The sequence below is a fragment of the Thermostichus sp. MS-CIW-36 genome, from assembly GCF_054059035.1.
Genome location: NZ_JBSSBR010000045.1, coordinates 1 through 17,804 on the forward strand (window position 1 = coordinate 1; position 17,804 = coordinate 17,804).

Annotated in this window: 20 protein-coding genes and 1 pseudogene; 11 read left to right on the forward strand and 10 right to left on the reverse strand. The window is 56.9% G+C overall.

Annotation, left to right across the window (positions count from 1 at the left end):
* Positions 1 to 183 precede the first annotated feature (183 nt).
* From ACVWVQ_RS13430 to ACVWVQ_RS13445, 4 genes are all read left to right on the forward strand, one after another.
* Positions 184 to 636, forward strand: coding sequence for a hypothetical protein (locus ACVWVQ_RS13430; RefSeq protein ID WP_457508966.1), 453 nt, complete (start codon positions 184 to 186; stop codon positions 634 to 636).
* A gap of 17 nt (positions 637 to 653) precedes the next feature.
* On the forward strand, positions 654 to 1,232 hold the full coding sequence (gene aat, locus ACVWVQ_RS13435; protein ID WP_457508974.1) for a leucyl/phenylalanyl-tRNA--protein transferase: 579 nt from the start codon (positions 654 to 656) through the stop codon (positions 1,230 to 1,232).
* Between the two features lie 320 nt (positions 1,233 to 1,552).
* Positions 1,553 to 2,053 (forward strand): low molecular weight protein-tyrosine-phosphatase, encoded by a 501-nt coding sequence (locus ACVWVQ_RS13440; RefSeq protein WP_011432541.1) that lies wholly within the window; start codon positions 1,553 to 1,555, stop codon positions 2,051 to 2,053.
* A 266-nt stretch (positions 2,054 to 2,319) separates the two neighbouring features.
* Positions 2,320 to 2,646, forward strand: coding sequence for a DUF5684 domain-containing protein (locus ACVWVQ_RS13445; RefSeq protein ID WP_011432901.1), 327 nt, complete (start codon positions 2,320 to 2,322; stop codon positions 2,644 to 2,646).
* Positions 2,647 to 2,690: 44 nt separating this feature from the next.
* On the opposite strand, the gene nuoK is transcribed toward ACVWVQ_RS13445, so the two are convergent.
* The 6 genes from nuoK to ACVWVQ_RS13475 form a co-directional block, all read right to left on the reverse strand.
* Complete coding sequence (gene nuoK / locus ACVWVQ_RS13450) at positions 2,691 to 2,996, reverse strand: NADH-quinone oxidoreductase subunit NuoK (protein WP_414328814.1); 306 nt, start codon at positions 2,994 to 2,996, stop codon at positions 2,691 to 2,693.
* Positions 2,997 to 3,077: 81 nt separating this feature from the next.
* A complete protein-coding gene (locus tag ACVWVQ_RS13455) occupies positions 3,078 to 3,686 on the reverse strand; it encodes an NADH-quinone oxidoreductase subunit J (protein ID WP_011432903.1) in 609 nt (202 codons plus the stop codon).
* A 119-nt stretch (positions 3,687 to 3,805) separates the two neighbouring features.
* A complete protein-coding gene (locus ACVWVQ_RS13460) occupies positions 3,806 to 4,915 on the reverse strand; it encodes a TPM domain-containing protein (RefSeq protein WP_457508968.1) in 1,110 nt (369 codons plus the stop codon).
* On the reverse strand, positions 4,866 to 5,150 hold the full coding sequence (locus tag ACVWVQ_RS13465; RefSeq protein ID WP_457508970.1) for a TPM domain-containing protein: 285 nt from the start codon (positions 5,148 to 5,150) through the stop codon (positions 4,866 to 4,868). The genes ACVWVQ_RS13460 and ACVWVQ_RS13465 overlap by 50 nt, the downstream gene beginning before the upstream one ends.
* Before the next feature lie 145 nt (positions 5,151 to 5,295).
* A complete protein-coding gene (locus ACVWVQ_RS13470) occupies positions 5,296 to 6,027 on the reverse strand; it encodes a lipoyl protein ligase domain-containing protein (RefSeq protein ID WP_011432905.1) in 732 nt (243 codons plus the stop codon).
* 17 nt (positions 6,028 to 6,044) lie between these two features.
* Positions 6,045 to 6,509, reverse strand: a complete 465-nt coding sequence (locus tag ACVWVQ_RS13475) for a YbjN domain-containing protein (RefSeq protein ID WP_414328810.1) — start codon at positions 6,507 to 6,509, stop codon at positions 6,045 to 6,047.
* A gap of 222 nt (positions 6,510 to 6,731) precedes the next feature.
* On the opposite strand from ACVWVQ_RS13475, the gene ACVWVQ_RS13480 reads away from it, so the two are divergent.
* Positions 6,732 to 7,487: a 5'-methylthioadenosine/adenosylhomocysteine nucleosidase gene (locus ACVWVQ_RS13480; RefSeq protein WP_414357952.1), complete on the forward strand. Its 756-nt coding sequence runs from the start codon at positions 6,732 to 6,734 to the stop codon at positions 7,485 to 7,487.
* A 63-nt stretch (positions 7,488 to 7,550) separates the two neighbouring features.
* Here ACVWVQ_RS13480 and ACVWVQ_RS13485 read toward each other — a convergent pair whose 3' ends face one another.
* Complete coding sequence (locus ACVWVQ_RS13485) at positions 7,551 to 8,528, reverse strand: PspA/IM30 family protein (protein ID WP_011432908.1); 978 nt, start codon at positions 8,526 to 8,528, stop codon at positions 7,551 to 7,553.
* Between the two features lie 327 nt (positions 8,529 to 8,855).
* Positions 8,856 to 9,674 carry a hypothetical protein gene (locus tag ACVWVQ_RS13490; RefSeq protein ID WP_457466573.1) on the reverse strand — a complete coding sequence of 273 codons (819 nt, stop codon included), beginning with the start codon at positions 9,672 to 9,674 and terminating at the stop codon, positions 8,856 to 8,858.
* 85 nt (positions 9,675 to 9,759) lie between these two features.
* Between ACVWVQ_RS13490 and ACVWVQ_RS13495 the strand changes: the two genes are divergently transcribed.
* The 4 genes from ACVWVQ_RS13495 to lpxD all read left to right on the forward strand — a co-directional run bounded on the left by ACVWVQ_RS13495 (position 9,760) and on the right by lpxD (position 14,794).
* Positions 9,760 to 11,022 carry a class I SAM-dependent methyltransferase gene (locus tag ACVWVQ_RS13495; RefSeq protein WP_457508972.1) on the forward strand — a complete coding sequence of 421 codons (1,263 nt, stop codon included), beginning with the start codon at positions 9,760 to 9,762 and terminating at the stop codon, positions 11,020 to 11,022.
* A 337-nt stretch (positions 11,023 to 11,359) separates the two neighbouring features.
* Positions 11,360 to 12,883 (forward strand): hypothetical protein, encoded by a 1,524-nt coding sequence (locus tag ACVWVQ_RS13500; protein WP_457384492.1) that lies wholly within the window; start codon positions 11,360 to 11,362, stop codon positions 12,881 to 12,883.
* Positions 12,884 to 12,949: 66 nt separating this feature from the next.
* Positions 12,950 to 13,468, forward strand: coding sequence for a DUF4330 domain-containing protein (locus ACVWVQ_RS13505; protein ID WP_457384493.1), 519 nt, complete (start codon positions 12,950 to 12,952; stop codon positions 13,466 to 13,468).
* A gap of 294 nt (positions 13,469 to 13,762) precedes the next feature.
* On the forward strand, positions 13,763 to 14,794 hold the full coding sequence (gene lpxD, locus ACVWVQ_RS13510; protein WP_457466621.1) for a UDP-3-O-(3-hydroxymyristoyl)glucosamine N-acyltransferase: 1,032 nt from the start codon (positions 13,763 to 13,765) through the stop codon (positions 14,792 to 14,794).
* A 53-nt stretch (positions 14,795 to 14,847) separates the two neighbouring features.
* Here lpxD and ACVWVQ_RS13515 read toward each other — a convergent pair whose 3' ends face one another.
* Entirely contained in the window at positions 14,848 to 15,273 is a 426-nt protein-coding gene (locus ACVWVQ_RS13515; protein ID WP_457466571.1) for a DUF1499 domain-containing protein, read from the reverse strand.
* Between the two features lie 150 nt (positions 15,274 to 15,423).
* Between ACVWVQ_RS13515 and ACVWVQ_RS13520 the strand changes: the two genes are divergently transcribed.
* Positions 15,424 to 16,152, forward strand: coding sequence for a Uma2 family endonuclease (locus ACVWVQ_RS13520; RefSeq protein WP_457384496.1), 729 nt, complete (start codon positions 15,424 to 15,426; stop codon positions 16,150 to 16,152).
* 290 nt (positions 16,153 to 16,442) lie between these two features.
* Complete coding sequence (locus ACVWVQ_RS13525) at positions 16,443 to 17,141, forward strand: Uma2 family endonuclease (protein ID WP_457466570.1); 699 nt, start codon at positions 16,443 to 16,445, stop codon at positions 17,139 to 17,141.
* Positions 17,142 to 17,174: 33 nt separating this feature from the next.
* Here the strand turns inward: ACVWVQ_RS13525 and ACVWVQ_RS13530 are convergent.
* Positions 17,175 to 17,804, reverse strand: a pseudogene (locus ACVWVQ_RS13530) (macrocin O-methyltransferase); the annotation flags it as partial.

Below are 17,804 nucleotides of genomic sequence, written 5' to 3' on the forward strand. Positions count from 1 at the left end.
CTTCTGCCATTTGTTTTCATCTAAAAAAACCAACTTCATCCTCTTTCCTCTATAAATTATTCTCTCTATCCTAACATAAGATCAACACGACCTAGAGTGGGTCTAGAGTGGGAAAGCATGGGCAGTGGGTGTGAGAGCATGGCTCCTTTGCAAGGACGACGCCGGCGGTTTTGGATTTGCAGCATGGTAGTCATCCTGGCCGGGTTTATGGGATCCCTGCTGGCGGGATCAGCGCAGAACCTGGGAGCACAAGCCCAGCAGGGCCTGACTCAAGCCCAACTGGAGCAAGCTCAATATGTGCGCAGTTGTGGCAGTTGCCATGTGGCGTTGCCCGCCCAAGTGTTGCCCACCGAAACCTGGCGACGGCTGCTGCAGGATCCCAACCACTATGGCCAGCAGATCCAGCCCCTGAGCGGTGTGGCTTTACAACTGGCCTGGGGCTATTTGCGGCCCAACTCCCGGCCCCTGCGACAGGGGGAACAGGTGCCCTATCGCTTGGCAGATTCTCGCTATTTCCGTGCCCTGCATCTGCAAGTGGAGTTTCCCACTCCTGTGCGGGTGAGCGCCTGTGTGGATTGTCACCCCAGGGCCAATCGGGGGGATTTTGCCAGCCTCTCTGCAGAATGGCAATCTTGAGGAGCGCAACTGAGGCAATGCAGGTGGATCTGGCCACCATTCTGGCAGGCTATGCCCAAGGCTACTTCCTGATGGCCGACGAAAAGGCGGGATCCCTGGCTTGGTACAGCACCGACCAGCACGCGGTGATCCCCCTCGATGAGCGATTTCACTGCCCTCGTTCGTTGCGGCCCTTGGTGCGCAGCGGTCGCTTTCAGGTGCGGCTGAACTGCGCTTTTGAGCAGGTGGTAGAGGGCTGTGCCGCTCGTCCCCAAACCTGGATTAGCCCCGAGCTGAAGCAGATTTACGCAGCTCTGCACCGGTCTGGCTTTGCCCACAGCTTTGAAACCTGGCAGGGAGAGACCTTGGCAGGCGGGATCCTGGGTATTGCCCTTGGAGCAGCGTTTATCGGCGAGTCGATGTTCTACCGCATCCCCAACGGCTCGAAGGTGGCCTTGGTGAAGTTGGTGGAGCACTTGCGAGAGCGGGGCTTTCGCCTCTTCGACGCTCAGTTGATGAACCCGCACCTGGCCCGTTTTGGTGCCTTTCTCATGGAGGGACAAGAATACCTGAAGCTGCTGCAGCAATGCCTGGGGATCCCTTGTCGGTTCGATTAGACCTGTGATGCTCAAAGCGACAGGCTTCCCAATAGCTGCTGTTAGATCATTGCAGCGGCTCTTGGTGGGAAACTTGGTGGAAAATGAGGGAGGACTCCACTCTGCTGCTGTGAGCGAATACATCCCGTGGTGGGCCAGCACATGGGATCCGCTCTGTTCCCGTCAGTGGCAGATGAGACTGGCTCGCAAACACCGTTCGTTGCCGTCTGTGCTCTTCTGCGCTCAGAACGAAGAACTATTATGCTCAGACCAAAGAACCATTAGATTAGATGGGCATTGTTATAAGGTGAGAGGAGTTCTCTACTGCTGTTGAGATTGTCATGAGCCAAAAGCTTCTGTTTGTCTGTCTGGGCAACATCTGTCGCTCTCCCACTGCTGAGGGCATCACCAATCACCTTTTGCGCAGCAGCGGCCATAAGGAAGCAATTATCTGCGACTCAGCAGGTACGGCAGCCTATCACATCGGCAGCCCCCCAGATCGGCGCATGCAACAAGCAGCCCGATGCTATGGCCTAGAGCTACAAGGCAAGGCCCGCCAGATTCGACCTGCCGACCTGCGCGAGTTTGACCTGATCCTGGCTATGGATCGACAAAATTACCGCGACATTCTCAGCTTGGATCCCCAGGGAAAATATGCCGAGAAAGTGCGCCTGATGTGCAGCTATTGCCGCTCTCATTCTGACGAAGAAGTTCCGGATCCCTACTACGGGGGTGAGGCTGGATTCCATTATGTAATCGAGCTGCTCTGGGATGCCTGTAGCGGCTTGCTGGAATCCCTGGTTCCCGGGATCCAATGCCCGCCGTTGCCCCCCCGTGCTTGAGAGATTATTCGTCAGATCTGTATTCTTGATGAAACTTGACAGAATTCTTGATGAAACTTGACAGATAAGTCTGGACAACGGGATCCCTTTTGGCTAACTTTGTGGGCGGGATCAGAGTAGCTCCTGAACAGCTTTGGAAAGTTGGTTTTCTTGCGGTTTGGCCTTATAGCTGTATAGATTCGAGGGTTGTCTCTGACACCAAAGAGACGCTGGAGACAAGTGAGTTGACATTCGCAAATATCAAAAAAATATGTGGGAGGGTCACGATGGATGAGCTTTTACCAGGGCTGATTGCCGTTGCCCTTTACGCCTTCTTTAGCTACACCTTAATGGTGATTGGAGAGAAGCTAAACGTGCCGAATGCTTGGTTAGCTTGGATCCCGATTGCTAACATCTGGGTGATGTGTCGAGCTGCTGGTAAACCCGGCTGGTGGGTGATCCTCTTCTTCATTCCCCTAGTCAACTTGATCTTCGGTATCTGGGTGATCTTTGCCATTCCACCCCGCCTGAATAAATCCCGCTGGCTGGGTCTGCTGGTTTTCCTGCCTGTTTTGGGAGCTTTGCTCTACTCAGGCATTCTGGCCTTCACTTGAATTAGCCAGCCTTGCCTTGATACAAACTAAACAATCGAAAAAGTCTACCACTTGAGCAAGTTAAAGCTCTCCATATCGATAGTGGCGCGGTTGCGGTAGATCCCCAGCACGATGGCCAAGCCCACTGCGGCCTCGGCAGCCGCCACAGTGATGACAAACACCGAGAACACCTGGCCGCGAATCATCGCTGAATCGACAAAGTTGGAGAAAGCCATGAAGTTCAGGTTCACCGCATTGAGCATCAGCTCAATCGACATCAGGACGCGAATCGCATTGCGGCTCACAATCAATCCGTAAATACCAATGCAGAAAAGAATCGCTGCCACCACCAAGAAAAACTGCAGTTGCAACATCGCGATGAGCTCCATGTAGATACACAATGACAGGGGCCTCGGGAAAGCTCTAGGTTTTATGGCCGAGAGCAGTCAGCTTTAGCGGGTGCTCACCAGCTCTGCCGGTCGTTCTGACTCTGATTCCAGCTGGGGTCGGGCCCGCTCCAGCAAGCTCAGATCCCCTTCTCCGGCTTGGGGAAGAACAAACTCCCGCCGCGCCAAGACAATGGCCCCAATCAACGCCATCAGCAGCAAAACAGAAGCCAGCTCAAAAGGCAGAAGATAATCGCTGAAGAAGTGGCCGCCGATCACCAACACACTGCTCAAAGGTTGGATCGGCTGCAGCGGCCAAGGGGTGTTCAAAGCCATCGCGGCTAGAAGGGCAAACAGACCCAAACAGACCACCGCCGTCACTCCGTTGCGCAGCCAGCCCAGCTTCAGAGGAGCAAAGTTGTAGCGCCGATTCACCAACATGATGGCAAACAGGATCAACACATTAACCGCGCCGACGTAGATCAGAACTTGGGCTGCGGCCACAAAATCGGCATTCAAGAGGAGATACAACCCGGCCATGCTCAGGAAAACGCCCCCGAGCAGAAAACCGGAATAGACAATGCTGGGGGCCCAAACCACGCCTAGCGCGAAGCCAATGGCCATCGCCGATAGCACCACAAACGTAACCAGTTGTACGCCTTCTCCGAGGGTCATGAGAGATCCGTCCTTAGCCAGTTTCTATTGCTGCTCCCTTACCACTGTACTGTCCTGGCGGATTTAAGAGAAGCCCGACTCCTTTTTCAGATCGATAGAGAAATCTCTAGAGTTGGGTCTCACCAACTGCCGCCCGCTCCGCCGCCGCTGCTTCTGCCGCCCCCGAAACTCCTACCCCCGAAACTCCTATTCGAATCCCTACTGAGCTGCGGGATCACAACTTCTCTCTCACGGCGGTATTGGCAAATCGGGCAGGTCAGGATCTCCAACTTCAAACCGCTGGAGGCATAGGTGGCTTTCCTGAGAACCTGTGTGGTGAGGTCGAGGGTGAGGGCTTGGCACCGAGGGCAGTAAAGGTGTCGGGAGAGCGTGCCTTCGCGCACAACCACAGCTATTCCTTGACAGGTAGGACAAAACCAGCCGTAGTAGCGAGCTCTGCCGCGGCTCCTGGCCAGGCGATGCTCTTGGGGAAGGTACTTATCCAGAAGCTGGGGCTGGATTGGGCGCATGGGTCGACCACAGGCTTGACAGACCACTGGCTGAAAAGGGATCCCACGCTTCCGGCCCAAGGTGCCGTCAGTGGCCATAGCAGCCACAACCGGCAGAGCGAACCCCAGCCAGTTGCCGCTGGACAATCCTAGGAACACGCCAAGGCAGAGGGATCCCGAATAGAGGAAGAGACGAATGGGGTCGCTCTGAACCGAAGAGAGCACAGCACCTGTTCTTGGATCTCTGCGTGTCAGGGAGAGGACTTGTCTTCCCCCTCGCTCAGCCCTTAGAGAGACGGGCATGCGAGAGCGCTGCCACCCCAGTCCCAAAATGATGATCCCCAGCAGCAGCAGGATCCCTTCCACCAGGGAAGAATCAATGCCCTGGGCCACTGCCCCAGAAGAAGTTGCAATCGTTGAGGTGGTAACTCCAGAAGCTGCCGCAGGAACATTTGCAACGGGCTGGCCCTGCAACACCGAGGTCAACTGCCGCACCCCCGCCAGAGTGCCGCCATCAAAATCCCCATTGCGAAACCGAGGCAGGATCTGCTGGTCGATAATCTGCTGGACTCGGCTGTCGGGGAGGATAGCGACCAGGCCCCTGCCCGTTTCGATTTCCACCCGCCGATCCCCTACCGAGATGAGAAACAAAACCCCGTTGTTTTGGCCTGCCTTGCCGATCCCCCAGTAGTTAAATAGCTGCGTTAAATAGCTGCGTGGTGAAGTCTTTTGGTGTTGCATATCCCTGAGTATTCGGCACGGTAACCACCGCCATCTCGGCACTGGTGCGCTGCTCAAGCTGAGTGATAAGACGGTTGAGCTCGTTTTCGGTGCTGCTGCTGAGGATGTTGGCGGTATCGGAAACCCACCCTCCATACTGACGGCGGGGGTTGGGCACTTGTTCAAGGGTAATGGCCCAAGCGGGCTGCGGCACCAGGGATACAACTAGCAAAACTGCCGCCCAAACTTTCGGCATGGCTTACCTGGCTGAGCGCTGCCTAGGTTCTAGCACAGCTGTCTCGGCTAGACTGGCAGTCCTTTTCCCAGGGAGAGAGGGGAGTTGGGGAACGGTTGAGACAAGCCGCTTCTTGTTGCTAGTAATTGTTAACAGCAACCGGCCCTCAGTCCGGCCAAGGGAGCCAGGCTTCTTCTTGCCATTCCACTTCAAAGCACTCCCGGGCGGCCTGGAGAAAATGTTCGATCAAAGCAGGGATCCCTGGCGCCGTGGGGCAAATGTCGTAGATACCAATCACCTGCGAGCCGGGCAGATACCGTTCCCACAGCTCTAGATTGGGTTGCAATAGGAGGGATCCCTGTTGCAGGATCCCCCAAGGTTGCCACAGTTGGGCGTTGCCCATCAGCTTTTTGCCCTGCCAGCTCAAGTCAGCACGGGTACGGGAGGCAAAGCAACTGGTCTTGTTGCGGTAGCCGGGATCCCGGTGGCTTCGGCCGTGAGCAAAAGCGGGCTCATCTATGGCAATGCCCAGCTCCGCCAACCCCTGCACCCAAAAGCGGCAACAGAAGTCGTACACCCAGGCCCGCTGCAAACTGGGCAACCTGGCTTGCAAGTAAGAAAGGGGCAACACCAAGCTGTAGGTCAGCTCTGCTGCATCCTCAGCCGCCTGATGGAGCACCGCCCTTCCCCCCGTGGGTCGGCGCACAATCGGGATCCCTGGCAGGGGATCTGGCCAAACCTGGTGCCGTCCCAGCGAGAGGGTAAGCTGATCCCAGCCATAAAAGCGCAGGCAGGGGTGAGGGTCATGGCGCAGCCGCTGCAGAAGCCAGGCATCCTGCTCCATTTGCCGGGCCCCAGAGGCCACGCGGTAGGGGAGCCAGTATCCCTGGGATCCCATCCTGGCAAAGCCAGACCTTAAACTTTGGGGAACTCCGCCTGGAGGGGCTCATCATATTCATCGGCCAAGCTGGCCACAATGGTGATGGCCCGGGAAATTTCGCCCGCTGTGATCCCTTCCAAGGTGCGGTAGTGGTTCAGCACCACCTGGTTGTTCCAGATGCAAAAGCGCGCCTCTAGGGTGTCGCTCCAATTCTTCTCCAGGAGCTTCTGCATCAGCTTGGCCGGTTCTGCCACCGGCAGAGAGAGAACGGGAGACCATACCAAAAGAGTGTCTTCTGGGGATTCGCCGCTCAGATGGACGAACACTTCTGCCGTGCCGTAGGTGAATTTCCAGGTGTGACCTTGCTCGTGGTTCTCGTAGGCGGCATCCTCCTTGAGGCTGGAAACCACCGCCGAGACAACCTCAACGCAGCGAAGGGGCTCTGGAAAAACCTCTGGCGAAGGGTTAAAGGTGCTCATGAGCGGCTCACTGTAGACCATGGTCTTCCCCCTATTCCCTATCCAACCACCTCAACTATACCGCTATACCGCCTAAGACTCCGACCTATCCGGTCATCGCTTTGGGATCCTCAACTCAGGCGAGAATGAAACCGTTGGCAATGGTTCACTAAGTGGCCGGACAGGTGAGGGCAAGCGATCCCCCCCCGCCAACTGGAGAGAGAGCCTGTTCAAAAGTCTTTCGAAGAACCTGAGGGAAGCTCTATGGAATCTCCATCTCATCTCCCCCAGAAAGCCATTGGTATTCTTGGAGCCCTGCCCGAGGAAGTGGCCATGCTCACCGCAGCAATGGAAACCTGCTCCATCCATACCCATCTGGGGCGACAGTTCCACCAGGGATCCCTGGCGGGGCAACCGGTGGTGGTGGTACAAGGTGGGGTGGGCAAGGTGCGGGCGGCAACCACGGCGGCTCTGTTGGTGGCCCATTTCCCTTTGCAGGGGATCATTTTTACCGGTGTGGCCGGGGCCTTGGCCGATCACCTGCACATGGGAGATGTGGTGCTGGCCCATGCGGCGATTGAGCACGACTTTGGCACCGGACGACCCGAGGGCTTTGTCTTGGGGATCGACTTTATTCCCGAGTTGCGCCACCCCTTGGCAGAAGCCGATAGCGCTCTCTACGACCTGATTGTGGCCCATCCCGAGCGGATCCCTCTCCACCCCCTACAAGGCCGGGATCCCGTCATCCATCAAGGCTTGGTGGCCACCGGCGATGTGTTTGTGGCCGACGCAGACCTACGCCGACAAATCCGAGAACGCACCGGCGCTTTGGTGGTGGAGATGGAAGGGGCAGCCGTGGTGCGAGTAGCGCAAGAAGCCGGGATCCCTTGTTTGCTGGTGCGCTCGGTTAGCGATGCAGGGGACGATACGGATTTCTTGAGCTTTTTTCAAACAGCAGCGCTCAACTCGGCCGCAGTCGTCCGCACCATCCTGCAAAGTCTGCCCCCGTCCTTGCCTTAGCCCGACTGTGGGGATCCGGGGATCCCCTTTCCCAAGGAAGAGTTGGGCTGGATCGCGTTGGCGTTAGTTGTTCATCTCCCGCTCCAGCTTGGCCATCGAGATCTGGCTTTCCAGGCGGGAAATGCCTTCGCGAAGGGTTGCCACCTGTGCTTCAACTTCATCCAAAGATTTGCGAACCGCTTCTGCTGCGCTCATGTGCTGGTTGCGCCGAACCAAAGCCTCGCGGGCAAGGTCATCCTGGTTCTGTTGGCTGGCTTTCTCAGCCCTGACAAACCAATCTTCGGCCTTTTGCAAAATTTCGTCGTACCGCCGTTCCAGTTGCTTGCGACTGGCCAGGGTTGTGGTCAGGCTGCGCTGCAATTGTTTCAGATCCCGCTCCATCTGCCGGATGCTCACCCTCTGTCGGCTGGGCTTTCTCCACAGCACCTTGCTCAGACCCACCATCACCACCGCAGTAGCAATCCCCACACCCGCAGCCGCCGCCGGATTTTCACGAATCAAAGAACCATCCAAAACATTGACCCCCGCAAAGGCCGAGGTTTGCGTGGCCGTCTCCCGAAACTCCCAAGGCATCACCGGATTGCGTTGCTGCCAGAAGCCTAACCGCGCCGCTTGGGCCGCCTCTTGGGCTTCTAGGTAGCGTTGCCGATTGGCCCCGTGCAAAAAGCGCTCGTAAACCACCGCCTGACCCTGGCGCAACATCTCCAAATTCACCAAACCATCGGCGTTGTACACCTGGGCAATGTGAAGCCCTTCCGGTGTGACATAGAGGGTATCCACCTGCACCAGGGATCCCGTCGGGAGCAAGTTTTGCAAAGCCTCTTGGGATAGCCGCCCCCAGCGCCCTTGGGTCAGCTCCGGCGCATCCACATAGGCCAGACGGAAACGGGTTGGCCTGCCGTTCAAGTCCGCCCAAAAGGTGTCCCCATCTACCACCGACCGCACCCGGGCCGTCCCGGAAGATTGTGCTGCCGCTGGAAGAACAAGCCAACTGCCCGAAAGGACAGCCACAGTCATCAGAAGGGAAGTTCTTGAGGTCATGGGGGTCACTCCTATTGTGCAGAACAAGAACAAAAGTTAAGAAATAATAAGATAGGGAAGTTTCGGGAACCAACCGGAACCCCAGGCCGTCTCCAGGACTTGCTACGGGGCTGGCCACTGTTTTCGCATTGCAATTTCTCATTGCAAAGTCAGCAGGGCCAGCTACTCTCCACGTGAGAGAGGCAAACTTTTCCAGCGGATTCCAGCGGAAAGCTGCGGCTCTTGAAGAGTCGGCCCGTTGGGTTGGCTTAATTTGGGTTAGAGTTTAGCTCACCTTCTGGGGCAACGTCACAGCCCTAGGGCGCAATCTTTGTCCCCCGGATCAAATCACAGGCGCAAGCGATAGGGTTCTTCGTCGGGGAAGTCGGGCAGAGGAGGGGGCAGGATCTCGATCTCTCCGGTGGGCAGCGTTTGCAGCACGGTACCCAACTGGACCAGTTGTTCCAGGACGTACAGGCGGGTATCCCGGTCGGTGGTGGAGTTAAACACGCTCAGCCAAACATCGAATTGGGAACGGCGGCTGAGGGGGCTGCGGGCAATGTTATCCCCCAACTGGCGAAATTCATCTCCAGGCAGGCCCACCTGCTCTCGCCAGGCAGCGGCTTGGTAGTAGTCATTGCGGCCCGCTTCCGCATCCCTCAGAAACATAAAGTTAAGTAGGGCGCGATCCACATAAAGTCGCCAGGCGTCAGGGTTGTTTTGGGGGTTGAACTGCTGCAAGCCGCGATCCAAAATCTCGACGGCTTTTTCCGGCTGGCCAGCCCGATAGGCCAACACCAAACTAGAGAGCCGGTAGCCCAAGAGGAAATGGGGATCCAGCCGCAGCATGTGATCGAAGTAGTCGTAGGCCAGGCCATAGCCAGTCAGGGTGCGAGCCGGTGCATCCCCGTAGTACTGGATCAGCTCCAGCCACAGCCAGGAAGCCCCCAAGTTGCGGTAGCCCAGCCACCCCAGCGTATTGGCCAGGGCAATGTTGCGGTTTTTGCGGGCCTCGGCATTTTCCAATTCTCCCAGATTGATCCGCTCCAGCATCGGCAACTGCAGCCGCACCACCAGGATCCCACACAGAAACGCCCCCCCAACGGCGGCCAGAGTGCCTGCCAGGGAGAAGCGAGAGCGACGACGGGGCAAGGAAGCAGTAGCCATGGCAAGTTTTTTGCGGATCCCTGAGGCTGTCGCGAACAGGGCTACACTCAATCATAAGTTGAACCGTTGAGCCTTTCCCCTGCCCATGGCCAGCTCTGCCCTCTCCGCTTCGGAACGAGCCTTGAGCCTTTACGAGGCTCTGCCCTACCCCAATGTGCCCCTCTCGCAGACGGCTCGCAATGCCCTGCCGGAGATGTTCAAGATGAGCTATACCACGGCTCAGTACCTGCGCACCCATACCATCGTCCCGCCAGAGGGCAAGGTGTTGTTGAATGCCGGCTGTGGCTCCGGCTGGGAAACGTTGATGATGGCCGAGGCCAATCCAGGGGCCCAGATTGTTGCCTGTGATCTGTCTCCGGCTTCGGTCAAGCTTACCGAGGAACGCCTGCGCCACCACGGCTTCACAGATGCCGAATTTTATGTCCTCAATCTGCTGGAGCTGGAGCGTCTGGGGATCCAATTCGATTTCATTAGCCTCAATGATGTTTTGTATTTGCTGGAGGATCCCACCGAGGGCCTGCGGGCCATGAAAAATGTCCTCAAGCCCGATGGCATCATCCGGGCCAATCTCCACAGCCGCTATCAACGGCAGGTGTTTTTCCGCCTGCAAGAGGGGTTGCAAAAGGTGGGGCAATTTGACGTTCCGCCAGCAGTAGGGGCCAAGAATGTGCGGGAGTTCATGGGATCCCTTCGGGAAGAAGTGGCCCAGGCGGTGCTCTGGAACCCGGCCAACTATGCCGAAGATGCGGCCATTATGAATAATTACCTACTCTCCAACGACAAGGGGTTCACGATCCCCGACCTGTTTCGCATGTTGCAGCAGGCGGGGTTGAGCTTTTTGAGCTTGGTGGATAGGCCCGACTGGTCGGTGGAGTCTTTGTTTAAAGAGGTGCCTGAGTTTGTGCGGCAGCGGTTGGCAACCCTCAGCATCATGGAGCGGCTGCATCTGTATGAACTCCTTCGCCCTGTCCATCGCCTCATCGACTTTTGGGCGGAGCATGCCGGCTCTTCGCCGGTGCTGCCTTGGAGTGACGAAGATTGGCTGTCGGGATCCGTACAATTCAATCCCCTGTTGATGGACAACCCCCGCTTTCGCCAGGAGTACAGCAAAGCCCTGCAAGAGAAGCGGCCCTACGAAATGCAGTGGACAGGGGCCACCCACGGGCGGATCAGCATCCCTGCCGAGAAAGTGAGCTGGTTGGCGCCACTGCTTCAAGGACCAACGCCGGTTCGAGAGCTGATTCAACAGGCCGTCCAGTTGGGATCCCCAGATGAAGAACGAACAACCGCTGAGGTGCTGACCTTCCTAACCAACCTAGAAGACTTTCTTTTTTTGATGCTGCAATAGGCAGCTGATACATTTACGCTGAACACTGCTGAACATCACTGTTCAACTATGCAGCGATAGCATTCTGTTTGTTTCCAAACAGAATGGCGGTATCCCGCAAAGCTTTGAGTAGAATACCCAAAGCGCAGTTTCCGTGTCGTCCTACTACCAATTTTCTGCTTTGCTTTGGCTACCATGTTGGCAGACTCGAAAGTAAACAGAAAGATCAACTGGTAGTAATCCATACTGAACACATTATACATTATTTTCAGTATAGTTGAGCTTATTATTGACTAGAGTCATGCTCCCCAAGTTCTGGCTGCCCATACCTGTCTGTTGTTTGTAACCTATGAGTCAGATGTCTGCCCGGTCGGGATCTTACTGGCGCGCAACCCTGACGCGGTGGTTCCCACAGCCTCTGGATCGCTGGGTGGCCGGGATCACCCTCTGCAACCTGGCCATCGGGGTGATCCTGGTGGTGTTGGGCAACCACACAGCTCCTTACGTGCGGGACTTTAACTGGCAACAGCAACGGGTGGGGGCGCAAGAAGTGCAGATGGTGCTCACCTTCAACCGCCCGATGGATCCCGTCAGTGTTGAAGAGCATTTGGAGATCCAGCCCCCTCTGCCAGGCCGAATGCGCAAGCTGGGTCGCCGCTTTTTTTGGACGCTGACAGAACCAGCCCCTTACGGCCAGACCTACCGGGTGCGCCTGCAGGCAGCCGTGGATGAACGGGGCCAGCCCATGGCCCAGCCCTTTGAGGGGGAATTCCGCACGCCGGATCGGCAGTTGCTGGGGATCAGCACCGAACCTGCCCAGCGAGGGCGAATGTTTCTGTTCAACCTGGAGACGGGAGCCGCTACTCTGCTGACTCCAGCTGGGGTCAAGGTAACCCAAATGCAGCCCAGTGCTGATGGCCGCTTCGTGTACTATTTCGCCACGGCCACCAACCTACAGCACCAGGATCTGTACCGGCTGGATCTGGAGGATCTGTCTTCGCGGTTGCTGCTGGATCATCAGGGTTACCAAAACCTGCGCTTCCAAGTCTCGCCGACGGGGGAACTGGTGGTGGCAGAGCGGATCCCGCTGCAACGGGATCCCATGGCTGCCGTCCAGACGGAGCTGTGGATCCAGAAAACGAGCCGGGATCCCTTTGAACGTCTAGAGCTGGATACGGCGGTGGGGGGAGATTTTTTCATTAGCCCCGATGAGAGCAGCCTGCTCATCTCGCAGGGACAGGGGGTGGGGATCGTACCCTTGCATCCACGGGCGGCAGCGGAGAGCTTTCTAGCCCAGTTCGGCCAAACCTTAGCCATCCGCCCCGATGGGGCTTTCGGGGCTTTGCTGCGCTTCAATCCCGACTACACCCGCAGCCTCTCCATCGTCAGCAATACCGGCAACAGCGAGGAGATTTTGAGAACCCAGGGATCCATCCTGAAAGGGGCTTTTTCCCCGCGGGCGCCCATCTTCTACGCCTTGGTCAGTGAGGTCTCTCACGTTAGCGGTGCGGAGCATTATTCTGTTGGCGAGGTCGCGATGGACTCCCCCAGCTACACCGAGTCGCCCCGCCTGCTGGCGATAACGCTCGGCACTGAAGCAGGCAACGCCATAGAGGTGGTTCGAGCCACCTATCCCGTCGATCTGGACTTCAGCATTTCCCCGGATGGACGCATGCTGGCCTACACGCTCTTGGAACCGTTCCCAGGGATCCCGGATCCCTCGGCTCCCCTTAGCCGTAGCGGGCAAGCCATCATGGCCTCGCAAGTGTGGTTGGTGGATTTGCAGGACGGGCTGCCCATTCCTGATGGACAAAGTGGTTCGCACCGCTGGCGGGAACGCCGCCTACCGCTGGGCAGCAGCGCCCTAGCCTGGATCCCTTAGGGCGAGAAAGCCACTTGGAGAACAAACCTGCCTAGAATCAAGACAGGGTGTGCGAGGAGAGGTGATATGCGGCTCATTGACGAGCAGGGGCGGCTTTTGGGAAAGGTCAGCCTCTTGGATCTGGGAGCTCTGGCAATTGTGGTGGTGGCCATTGTCGCCGTCTTGTTCTTTCCGGGTCGGCAGGCGGGCAGTGTCGTCCAGGTGGGAGGTGGCCCCACGCTGCCGGTGGAAGTGGATATGATCGTGCGCGGGATCAGCAGCCGCTCTATGGAACCTTTTCAGGCGGGGCAGAAGGCTGACCTGATCATCCGCAACCAGCCCTACGGCCAGGTGGAGGTGGTGCGAGTGGAAAATGTCAGCCGTACGGTGCCAGTGGTTTTCCCCGATGGGCGGGTGCAGAACTTGCCCGATCCCGAAGCCTATCGCCTCGACCTGGTATTTACGTTGCGAGGGCGCGGCCAGCGGACGGAGAATGGCATCGTCCTGGGCAACAATCGCGTCAAAATCGGTGTTCCCCTAGAGCTAGAGACCTTTGACTACAACTTGCGCGGCACCGTGATGGACGTGCGGCTGCCGCAATCGTAGAGCATGACTCTAGTCAATAATAAGCTCAACTATACTGAAAATAATGTATAACATGTTCAGTACGGATTACTACCAGTTGATCTTTCTGTTTACTTTCGAGTCTGCCAACATGGTAGCCAAAGCAAAGCAGAAAATTGGTAGTAAGACGACACGGAAACTGCGCTTTGGGTATTCTACTCAAAGCTTTGCGGGATACCGCCATTCTGTTTGGAAACAAACAGAATGCTATCGCTGCATAGTTGAACAGTGATGTTCAGCAGTGTTCAGCGTAAATGTATCAGGATGTCAACCCCAATGCAGCTACAGGAAATTGCCCAAAAATTGGGGTGTGCCTACGAGGGGGATCCCACCCTGGAAATTCACAGCGTGGCCAGCCTGGCGGAGGCTCGCCCAGGGGAGCTGAGCTTTCTCAGCGAGGCCCGCTACCTACCTCTCTTGGAGCAAACCCAGGCCAGCGCCGTCATCGTGGAGGAAGGGCTGGCTTTGCCCTGTTCCATTGCCTGCTTGCGGGGCAGGGATCCCCGTCTGCTCTTTGCCCAGGCCATTGAGCTGTTCTACCAACCCTACCGCCTGCCCGTTGGCATCCACCCCACCGCTGTGATCGATTCCAGCGTCGAGCTGGGGGAGGGGGTGGCCATCGGGCCGCACGCGGTGGTGATGGAGGGAGTGAAAATTGGCGACCACACCCAAATTCACCCCAATGTCACCATCTATCCCCACGTGCGGATTGGATCCCGGTGTCAGCTTTTCGCCAACTGCGTTATTCACGAGCGCACAGAAATTGGCGACGACTGTCTGATCCACAGCGGCGCTGTTATCGGCGACGACGGCTTTGGCCACATTCCTCTGGCAGATGGCTCCTGGCGGCGCATGCTGCAGGCGGGCCGAGTGGTGCTGGAAGACAACGTGGAGGTAGGCAGCAACACCACCATCGATCGGGCTGCTGTTGGGGAAACCCGCATTGGCCGGGGCACCAAGATCGACAATCTGGTGCAAATTGGCCACAGCGTGAGGACGGGATCCCACTGCCTGATCATCGCTCAGGTGGGCATTGCCGGCAGCACCCAGTTGGGCCACCACGTCATCTTGGCCGGGCAATGTGGCTTGGCCGGGCATCTTCACATCGGCGATGGCGTGCGTGTAGCCGCCCAGACAGGTGTAACCAGCGATATCCCTGCTGGTCAAACGGTGGCCGGCTACCCCCACCAACCCATTGCCGAATGGCGCAAGAGCATGGCCGTCCAGCGGCACTTGCCTGAGCTGCAACGTACCTTGCGCAAGCTGGAAGCTCGTGTGGCCAAGCTGGAACAGAACGAGGAATCATAAGAGACGGCAAAAGACGTGGATCCACATAAGTCTCCCGCCTTGTCCTGTCGGCCCTAGCTCTGCTCCAGCAACGACCGCAAAGTGTTCAGGTACTCGTTGATGTTGCGCCGGTTGCCGCCGAAATCATATTCCCCAACACGGCCTTCGGAAGTAATGTGTAGACGAGTATGGCCAGGATCCCCTTCTATTGGCGACAGCGAAACCGTTAGATCGTCCACGAACTTAAAAAAGTTGGTGCGGGAGATCCCCTTCACTTCCATCGCCTCAGCATCCACAGAGACCAGTTCCCCCCGCTTCCAAACTTGAAAGGCTTGCTCAGCCGCTTTTAACACCTGGTCTGGGCTAGCTGCAATCACAACTTCCTGTTGGGCGCGATTGTAGGGGGATCCACTCAGGGTGGCCGCTTGTAAGGTGGGGATCCCGCTTGCCAAGCCGAAAAGCAGCACCGCTATCACCACCAAAAGTTTCCAGAAAGACATGCGGACAAAAGGAGAAGTTTACATCTCTTATTATGCCTTTCAGTTAGTAGAACGCTCCTGTTATCACCCTGTCGGCCTGAAGCAGAGCACCTGCCGGTGGTTCTATCGATGGGTTAGCCTACAGCTAATTCACTTGCCCCGAGTGCAAAAATGCTGGCCCAAGAAAAACTCCAAGAGAAAGCCGAGGAAAAGATTACTCCCCTCACCCGCCAGCAACTGGCGGAGCTCATGCCCTCAGCCCAGGGGCTGCTCAGCGATGAACCCGAAATGGAACACTCCCTGCATGCCCTGCAGCTTTTGATTCTGGTCAGCTGCCTCGCCCGCCTCTGGCAAGACCGCAACGACTACTTCCTCGCCTGGAACCTCACCGTCTACTACAGCCGAGAGCAACTCAAAAATAAAGACTTCCGCGGGCCAGATCTGTTTTTGGTCAAAGGGGTAGAAAACCGCCCCCGCCCTTCTTGGGTGGTGTGGGAAGAAGGTGGCAAATACCCGGACTTGATCATCGAGCTGCTTTCGGAATCGACTGCCAAAGTGGATCGGGGTGAGAAGCGGGAGCTTTACGAAAGGATTTTCAGGACACCGGAGTACTTTTACTATTCTCCGGAGACGCAGGAGTTTATGGGTTTGCGACTGAGGGGGGAGAAGTACGAGGAGATTGAGCCAACGGAGCAGGGCTGGCGCTGGAGCGAGATGCTGGAGCTGTATCTGGGGATCCATAACCAACAACTGCGCTACTTTTTCCCCAATGGGGAGCTGGTGCCTACTCCTGAAGAAGCTGAGAGAATCGAGCGCCAACGTGCTGAGCAAGAGCGACAGCGAGCAGAGCGCCTGGCCCAGAAGCTGCGGGAGCTGGGGGTGGATCCCGATACCTTGTAAGGGTAAAGAGAGGAGAACTGGCAATGAGTGACATACTCCCGACCCCGACTGCTGGCAGTACGGAGCGGGCTTCTCGCTTCATCGGGGAGCCTACGCAAGAACCCTCCACGAGCAGACACGGAATGTCCTACCGCGTAGTTGCACCAGATTCCGGCAAAAGCCGTTTTGTGCAACTACTCCTATCATACACCATGTGGGGGTATCTGTATCCCGGCACTGACCCTACGGGTACAGTGCGGGGCTTAGCTACCCCCACACCCCCATAAGCTAACCCGAACCCAATTACTGAGGTGCTGGATCCGGTTTATCTACCCGAGTTGCCCCCCACCCAAGACGAGCTCCCCTACGACGACAGCGAACCTATGGAAAGCTGGCGGCACAGGTGCCAGATGGACTTGCTCATCTCCACTACCCAAACCTGGTTGCAGCAGCGCCCTGATGGCTTTGTCGGTGGCAATATGTTTCTCTACTACAGCTTGGAGCAGACCAGCGGCCGCAATTTCAAAGGGCCGGATTATTTTGTGGTGTTGGGCGTGCCTAAAGGCGAGCGCAAAAGCTGGGTGATTTGGGAGCAGGGCAAAGGGCCGGACGTGGTGATTGAGCTTCTTTCTCCCAGCACTGCCCAGGAGGATAAAACAAGCAAAAAGCAACTTTATGAGCAGATTATCCGGGTGCCGGAGTACTTTTGGTTTGACCCGTTTGATCCAGAAGACTGGGCGGGGTTTCGGCTAAGGGGCGGCCGCTATGAGCCAATTCAAGAGGATGCCGAGGGTTGCTTGCCGAGCGAGGTTTTGGGATTGTACCTAGTGAAGTGGGAGGGCAGGTTTCGGGACATCGAGGCCACCTGGATTCGCTGGGCCACTGCTGCTGGGGAACTGGTACCCACCGAGGCCGAACTGGAGCAGCAAAGGGCTGAGCAGGCCGAACAACGGGCAGGGCGCCTGGCCCGGAAGCTACGAGAGCTAGGGGTAGATCCAGACGCCCTGTAGACAGCCAAGTAACTCAAGACAACAGATGGATCCCTAGGAGGCCAACAGCAACACAGGTAGCTTTTGAATAGCAGGCCGTAATCCCTTGGGAAAGCGCTCCCGCTTCAAGGGATAGCGATAGTTGAGTTGGGGAATAAGTCTCTCCCATTGATAGGGGTTCAAGCCAGTTACCACTGAACAGAACGGCTCTCTACTGAGCTCTAACCCCTCTTCCATGAGCCTGAGAGCTATGTTGCCTGCAGCTATCTCCAGAGTTTGATTGGCCAGTTGCGGATCCGGATCCCCTAGGAAGATCAGAGCATAGTCTTCTGGCTGAGGACTGCGCAGAATTGGCTCCAGCAAGCCCTCCAGTTCTTGGATAAGCTGCTCTGTCTCCATTTCCCAGTAGGGGAAAAGGCCCACGTTGATCTTGCTCAGGCGGATCCCTTGTGGTTTGGAGGTTTGTATCAAACCATCTGTGATTACCGGCCAGTTCTCAGAGGGACTTAACCATACAGCACTAGGCCAACCCTGAACCTCTAGGCTATCTGGCTTCCAGCCATATGGTTCAGCTACACTGTGCAGCCGGAAGAAAACTCCAAGCTCCTGCTCAAAGTCATGGACAGCCTTTGCACACCCTTGCCAGTCTTGATAGTCATCAACTTGGATGAACCCCCTGGGATT

Excerpts from the sequence above, each read along its gene's own strand:
- ACVWVQ_RS13460 (WP_457508968.1), bottom strand. The coding sequence starts at position 4,915 with ATGCAACACCAAAAGACTTCACCACGCAGCTATTTAACGCAGCTATTT.
- ACVWVQ_RS13430 (WP_457508966.1), top strand. The coding sequence starts at position 184 with ATGGTAGTCATCCTGGCCGGGTTTATGGGATCCCTGCTGGCGGGATCA.
- ACVWVQ_RS13495 (WP_457508972.1), top strand. The coding sequence starts at position 9,760 with ATGGCCAGCTCTGCCCTCTCCGCTTCGGAACGAGCCTTGAGCCTTTAC.
- ACVWVQ_RS13455 (WP_011432903.1), bottom strand. The coding sequence starts at position 3,686 with ATGACCCTCGGAGAAGGCGTACAACTGGTTACGTTTGTGGTGCTATCG.
- ACVWVQ_RS13475 (WP_414328810.1), bottom strand. The coding sequence starts at position 6,509 with ATGGTCTACAGTGAGCCGCTCATGAGCACCTTTAACCCTTCGCCAGAG.
- ACVWVQ_RS13505 (WP_457384493.1), top strand. The coding sequence starts at position 12,950 with ATGCGGCTCATTGACGAGCAGGGGCGGCTTTTGGGAAAGGTCAGCCTC.
- ACVWVQ_RS13520 (WP_457384496.1), top strand. The coding sequence starts at position 15,424 with ATGCTGGCCCAAGAAAAACTCCAAGAGAAAGCCGAGGAAAAGATTACT.
- ACVWVQ_RS13465 (WP_457508970.1), bottom strand. The coding sequence starts at position 5,150 with ATGCCGAAAGTTTGGGCGGCAGTTTTGCTAGTTGTATCCCTGGTGCCG.
- lpxD (WP_457466621.1), top strand. The coding sequence starts at position 13,763 with ATGCAGCTACAGGAAATTGCCCAAAAATTGGGGTGTGCCTACGAGGGG.
- ACVWVQ_RS13490 (WP_457466573.1), bottom strand. The coding sequence starts at position 9,674 with ATGGCTACTGCTTCCTTGCCCCGTCGTCGCTCTCGCTTCTCCCTGGCA.
- ACVWVQ_RS13500 (WP_457384492.1), top strand. The coding sequence starts at position 11,360 with ATGTCTGCCCGGTCGGGATCTTACTGGCGCGCAACCCTGACGCGGTGG.
- ACVWVQ_RS13480 (WP_414357952.1), top strand. The coding sequence starts at position 6,732 with ATGGAATCTCCATCTCATCTCCCCCAGAAAGCCATTGGTATTCTTGGA.
- aat (WP_457508974.1), top strand. The coding sequence starts at position 654 with ATGCAGGTGGATCTGGCCACCATTCTGGCAGGCTATGCCCAAGGCTAC.
- ACVWVQ_RS13470 (WP_011432905.1), bottom strand. The coding sequence starts at position 6,027 with ATGGGATCCCAGGGATACTGGCTCCCCTACCGCGTGGCCTCTGGGGCC.
- ACVWVQ_RS13515 (WP_457466571.1), bottom strand. The coding sequence starts at position 15,273 with ATGTCTTTCTGGAAACTTTTGGTGGTGATAGCGGTGCTGCTTTTCGGC.
- ACVWVQ_RS13485 (WP_011432908.1), bottom strand. The coding sequence starts at position 8,528 with ATGACCTCAAGAACTTCCCTTCTGATGACTGTGGCTGTCCTTTCGGGC.
- ACVWVQ_RS13445 (WP_011432901.1), top strand. The coding sequence starts at position 2,320 with ATGGATGAGCTTTTACCAGGGCTGATTGCCGTTGCCCTTTACGCCTTC.
- ACVWVQ_RS13440 (WP_011432541.1), top strand. The coding sequence starts at position 1,553 with ATGAGCCAAAAGCTTCTGTTTGTCTGTCTGGGCAACATCTGTCGCTCT.